The organism is Paenibacillus darwinianus, from assembly GCF_000598065.1.
Lineage (GTDB): Bacteria > Bacillota > Bacilli > Paenibacillales > Paenibacillaceae > Paenibacillus_I > Paenibacillus_I darwinianus.
Map to the genome: position 1 here is coordinate 115586 of NZ_KK082149.1, position 5576 is coordinate 121161.

General features: G+C 58.5%; 5 protein-coding genes and 1 pseudogene. All 6 read right to left on the minus strand.

The window, feature by feature from the left end:
* Window positions 1–560: TlyA family RNA methyltransferase (locus BG52_RS06615; protein WP_036667001.1), on the minus strand; the 560-nt coding region annotated here is incomplete at its 3' end.
* Window positions 561–618: 58 nt separating this feature from the next.
* Window positions 619–2514, minus strand: a complete 1896-nt coding sequence (gene dxs / locus BG52_RS06620) for a 1-deoxy-D-xylulose-5-phosphate synthase (protein ID WP_036585098.1) — start codon at window positions 2512–2514, stop codon at window positions 619–621.
* Window positions 2515–2656: 142 nt separating this feature from the next.
* A complete protein-coding gene (locus BG52_RS06625; RefSeq protein WP_036666986.1) occupies window positions 2657–3571 on the minus strand; it encodes a polyprenyl synthetase family protein in 915 nt (304 codons plus the stop codon).
* A 12-nt stretch (window positions 3572–3583) separates the two neighbouring features.
* Window positions 3584–3832 carry an exodeoxyribonuclease VII small subunit gene (gene xseB, locus BG52_RS06630; protein WP_036585091.1) on the minus strand — a complete coding sequence of 83 codons (249 nt, stop codon included), beginning with the start codon at window positions 3830–3832 and terminating at the stop codon, window positions 3584–3586.
* Entirely contained in the window at window positions 3819–5189 is a 1371-nt protein-coding gene (gene xseA / locus BG52_RS06635; protein ID WP_036585089.1) for an exodeoxyribonuclease VII large subunit, read from the minus strand. Before xseA ends, xseB begins: the two co-directional genes overlap by 14 nt.
* Window positions 5190–5198: 9 nt before the next feature.
* A pseudogene (locus BG52_RS06640) lies at window positions 5199–5576 on the minus strand (bifunctional 5,10-methylene-tetrahydrofolate dehydrogenase/5,10-methylene-tetrahydrofolate cyclohydrolase); the annotation flags it as partial.

The following is a 5576-nucleotide window of genomic DNA, read 5'->3' on the forward strand; positions in this document are numbered from 1 at the left end:
GCCTCAAACTGCGGCTTGATCAACGCCATCACGCCTGCTCCGGGATGAAGCATTGCGGCGAGCGGCGGCAGTATCAGCTGCAGAGATATGAAGGAAACGTCGATCGTCGCAAAATTCGGCTTGGGTCCCGGCAGATCGGATGGCTGCAAATACCGGAAATTGGTCCTTTCCATCACATGAACCCGTTCATTCTGTCGCAGCGACCAATCGAGCTGATTGTAGCCGACATCAATGGCGTACACAAAAGCAGCGCCGTGCTGCAGCGCACAATCGGTGAAGCCGCCGGTCGACGATCCGATGTCCAGCATGACACAGCCTTCCAGCTCGATTCCGAAATGCCGGATCGCTTTCTCCAGCTTCAAGCCGCCCCTGCTTACGTAAGGATGAGGCGCGCCTTTAACGGTTATGGCCGCCGTCCGCGCAACTTTCGTGCCGCTCTTGTCCACCGGTTCGCCGCCGACGAGCACAAGCCCCGCCATCAACGCCGCTTTCGCTTTCTCACGGCTTTCGAAATAGCCTTGCTCCACGAGCAGCACGTCAATCCGTTCCTTTTCCGCCATGCGGTTGCTCCCACCTGTTCCCTCTAATGCAAAATAACCGTTGCTTTCGTTCGTTCCGTTATTGGCCTGTCGCGCGTTGCTTACGCCTCGGAAGCAGCTGTGTCACCACTGAGGCGACCCGGTCGGCGGTCAAGCCGGCCTCCGCCCGCTGTTCCTTGATCGACCCATGCTCGATGAAAGCATCCGGTATGCCGACGATACGCACGTCCATGTGATGAATGCCGTGCAGGGAATAAAACTCCAGAACGGCGCTGCCGAGGCCCCCGAGCTGCGCGCCTTCCTCCAACACAACGAGCGGGATGCGCTCATCAGCCAGCCTCAACAGCATATTCTCATCTAGCGGCTTGATGAAGCGCGCGTTCACGATCCGCAGCGACAGCCCTTCCCGTTTCAGCAGCTCGCCCGCTTCGGCCGCTACCTGAAGCATCGGGCCGACCGCCAGCAAGGCGGCCGTATCGCCTGTCTGCACCGTTTCCCATTCCCCGATCGGTATCGGCTGCAACTCGGCGTCGATATCGACGCCGAGCCCGTTAACCCTCGGATAGCGCACAGCGATCGGGCCTTTGTCGTAGTCGACGGCGGTCTTCATCATCCGGCGCAGCTCGTTCTCATCCTTCGGCATCATAAGGACCATATTCGGAACATGCCTCAAAAAAGCGATGTCGTAGACACCGTGGTGCGTTTCCCCGTCCGGTCCGACAAAGCCGGCCCTATCGATCGCGAACACGACGTTCACATTCTGTCTGCAAATGTCATGCACGACCTGATCATACGCCCGCTGCAGGAAAGTGGAGTAAACGGCAAAAACCGGCTTCAAGCCCTCCATCGCGAGCGCGGCGCACATCGTGGCCGCATGCTGTTCGGCAATGCCCACATCGATCATGCGATCCGGGAAACGTTCTGCGAATTTCAGCAATCCGGAACCGCCGGGCATGGCGGGCGTCACCGCGACAATCCGCTCGTCTTTCTCAGCGAGCTCAATCAGCGTATTCCCGAACACTTCCGTGTACATCGGCGGACCGACGGCCTTCAGGACCTGCCCCGATTCTATCTTGTAAGGGGTAATGCCATGCCACTTGTGCGAATCGGCTTCCGCAGGCGAGTAGCCCTTGCCCTTCAGCGTCAGGATATGAACGAGTACGGGACCGTCGACGGATGCGGCCTGATTGAACGTCTCGATCAGCTTGCCGATATCGTGGCCGTCGACGGGTCCAAAATAGGTATAGCCCAGTTCTTCAAACCACATGCCGGGCACGACCATGTATTTCACGCTGTCTTTGACGCGCTCCGCGGTTTTGGCCAGCTTGCCGCCGATAGCGGGAATTTTGTTCAATAAATGCTGAAGCTCGTCCTTGGCCTTGATGTAATGGCGGTCGGAGCGGATTTTGCCCAGATAGTTATGCAGAGCGCCGACGTTCGGAGCAATCGACATCTCATTGTCGTTCAGCACCACGATCAGTTTTTTCTTCTCGTGTCCAATATGGTTGAGCGCTTCAAGCGCCATGCCGCCGGTCAAGGCGCCGTCGCCGATAACCGCCACGACCTTATTGTCGTCTCCCTTCAGGTCCCGCGCCAAAGCCATCCCCATCGCTGCGGACAGCGACGTGCTGCTGTGGCCCGCTTCCCAAACATCGTGCTCGCTTTCTGCGCGCTTGACGAAACCGCATAATCCTTTATATTGACGAAGCGTATCGAACCGGTCCATACGACCGGTCAGCATTTTGTGCACATACGCTTGATGGCCTACATCGAAAATAAACTTGTCGCGCGGGCTGTTAAACAAGTAGTGCATGACCAGCGTCAGCTCCACTACGCCCAAATTAGGCGCCAAATGCCCCCCGGTTGCGGAGAGCTTCTCAATGAGAAAGCCGCGGATTTCCTCCGCAAGCGTCTCCAACTGTCCGGGCGACAATCCCTTCAAACTTTCCGGGCCGCGGATTTGTTCGAGCAGCATCCGTTCTCCTCACTTTCTGGCTGAACGTATAGTTGGCAAGGCATCCGTCAAATGCCGTAAGGACGTTCATGATATACAGCCATTATAGCATACGCGCGCTCGCCGTTCCTAACGCAAGAGGCACCGCGGCCGAAAAGCTCGGTTAGTGGTCTCTTCCCATTAGATAGTCTGCAATTTGCAGCAGCCTTTCGGGCTTCGCAAGCCTGGCCGACAACAGCGCCTTTTTGGCATCGCCGGTCAACCGCCCCACTTCCGCGCGGCTGGCTTCCAGTCCAATCAAATAAGGATAGGTCACTTTAAGCCGCTCCACGTCGCTGTTCGTCTTCTTGCCCAGCTTGGCTTCGTCGCCCACGAGGTCGAGAATGTCGTCCTGAATCTGAAACGCGAGCCCAAGATTGCTTCCGAAACGCGCGAGCGCTTCGAGCTGCGCATCGGTGGCGCCTCCCGCGCGTCCTCCCGCCTGCAGCGAAAAAGCAATCAGATCGCTGGTTTTATGCAAATGAATGTATTCGAGCTCAGACAATGAGGTAACGCCCTGCTCGCCTAAAATATCGGCCGCCTGCCCGCCCACCATGCCGGGAGCTCCGGCGAGCCGCGCCAGATCCTCCGTTACGGCGAGCGCCGTCCCGGCGGAGATTCGCCCATTTTTGGCTGCCTGCGCAATGCAGTAAAAAGCATGCGTGAGCAGCGCGTCGCCCGCGAGAATGGCCAACGCCTCGCCGTAAACCTTATGGTTGGTCGGCTTACCCCGGCGAAAATCGTCGTCATCCATCGCCGGCAGGTCGTCATGCACCAGCGAATAAGTGTGAACCATCTCTATGGCGCAAGCGATAGGCATTGCGGCATCCGCAGCGTCCCGCTCGCCTCTAACCGCTTCTGCGGCTGCCAGTACGAGCATCGGCCGGAGCCGTTTGCCGCCGGCGTTCAGGGAGTACATCATCGCTTCGCGCAACTTGACCGGTACGTCCCAGCCTGCCGGCAGTGCCGACTGCAGCGCGTCCTCAACGGCGGCAGCAGTACTTGCGATATACTCGCTAATGGTCGTCGCTTCTCTCAAAGTCCTGTCCCCTCAATCCTCCTGACCGGGAGTAAACGGCTTACGCTGCAGCCCTTGCTCCGTCTCGATCAGCATTTCAATTTTGCGTTCCACCTGCTCCAGCTTGCCGCCGCATAGCTGTGACAGCTTCATCCCCTCTTGAAACAATTCGATAGCCGTTTCCAGCGGCACGTCGCCGGACTCCAGCCTGGAGACGATCGCTTCCAGCTTCTCCATCGCTTCCTCGAAGCTCAATGTCTGTTCCGTATCAGCTTGTTCCACTCGGTTCGTCCTCTCCTTTCATCGACCACACATGACAATCCAGCCGGCCGTCGGCCAGCCGGAGCTTAATCAATTCACCGGGCTGCACATCGCAGATCGAGCGGATCAGCCGCTGTTCCGCCTCGTCGTACGCTAGGCTGTAGCCGCGAGCCATGACCTTGAGCGGACTGAGCGCGTCCAGCTGTCGCATAGAGCCGCCCAGCCGATGCTGCTGTTCCTTGAAGATGCCCGTCATCGCCGCCTCCAACCGCCGTGAGGCGTTATCCCTACGCTTAGCAGCGTACTGCGCCTTGGCGCCCGGGTGTCCCCCCGCCAGACCGACTTTCAACCGCAGCAGCCTGTCGCGGTTCCGTTCGGCGTAACGGGAAATGCGGACGCGCAGCGCCTCGTTCAGCCTGTCAAGCCTTTCCGCTTGCTCCAGCAAATAGCGGCGCGGATGCATGAATAACGGAGATCGCAGAATCCGCTGCAGACGCTCCTTGCGGATGCGAACGTTGTTCTGCAGCGCTTGCCGCAGTCTCCTCTTCAGATGGCTCAACTCTTGATGGAGCTCCGCGATATGCGGCACGGCCAGCTCAGCCGCCGCCGTTGGGGTCGCCGCCCGCAAATCCGCCACAAAATCGGCAATCGTATAGTCGGTTTCATGCCCGACTGCAGAAATAACCGGTATGAGCGACGCCGCGATGCTGCGCGCAACGATTTCCTCGTTGAATGCCCACAGCTCTTCAAGCGAGCCGCCGCCTCTGCCCACGATTAAGACGTCGACTTCGTTCAACCGATTCAGCGTTTCGATCGCCTTGACGATTGCCGGCGCCGCCTGAGGCCCCTGAACGAGCACCGGCACGAGCGTCACGTTGACGTTCGGGAACCGCCGCTGAAGCGTAATCAGCACGTCCCTGACCGCAGCACCGGTGGGCGATGTAACGACGCCGATCGCTTTCGGAAAGCGCGGAAGCGGCCGTTTGCGCGACGGATCGAACAGCCCTTCCGATTCCAGCTTGGTTTTCAACTGCTCGAAAGCCAAATAAAGACTACCGATTCCGTCCGGCTGCATCTGGGTCACATAAAATTGATAGGCTCCGTCTCTTTCGTATACGGAAACGTTGCCGCGCGCCATCACTTTCGTCCCCTCCCGGGGAATGAAAGGCAGCTTCTGATTATGCGAGGCGAACATGATGCATTTCAACCGGCTGTCCTTGTCCTTCAAGGTGAAATACATATGCCCGCTCGAATGGTGCGTATAATTGGAAATTTCCCCCCGGAGCCAGATGTCGCACAGCAAACCGTCCGATTCCAGCTTCATCCGAATGTAACGGTTGAGTTCCTTAATCGAATAAATGCGCGGTTGATCCGCCATGGATGAGAATCACTCCCCGATGCCGTGGATCCGCTTGGCGGCCTTCAGTGTGTTCTGCATAAGCATCGTGATCGTCATCGGACCTACGCCTCCCGGAACCGGCGTGACGTAGCCCGCTATGGGCAGCACGGCTTCAAAATCGACATCGCCGGCCAGCTTGCCGTCCGGCAGTCGATTGATGCCGACGTCGATCACGACGGCGCCTGGTTTCACATACTCGGCCCCGATCGCAGTCGCCTTGCCGATCGCGACAACGAGAATATCGGCTTGTTTCGCGATATCCGCCATTCCTTGCGTGCGGGAGTGGCACACCGTTACGGTCGCATTCTCGCGCAGCAGCAGCATCGCTACCGGCTTGCCGACGATATTGCTCCTGCCGATCACAAC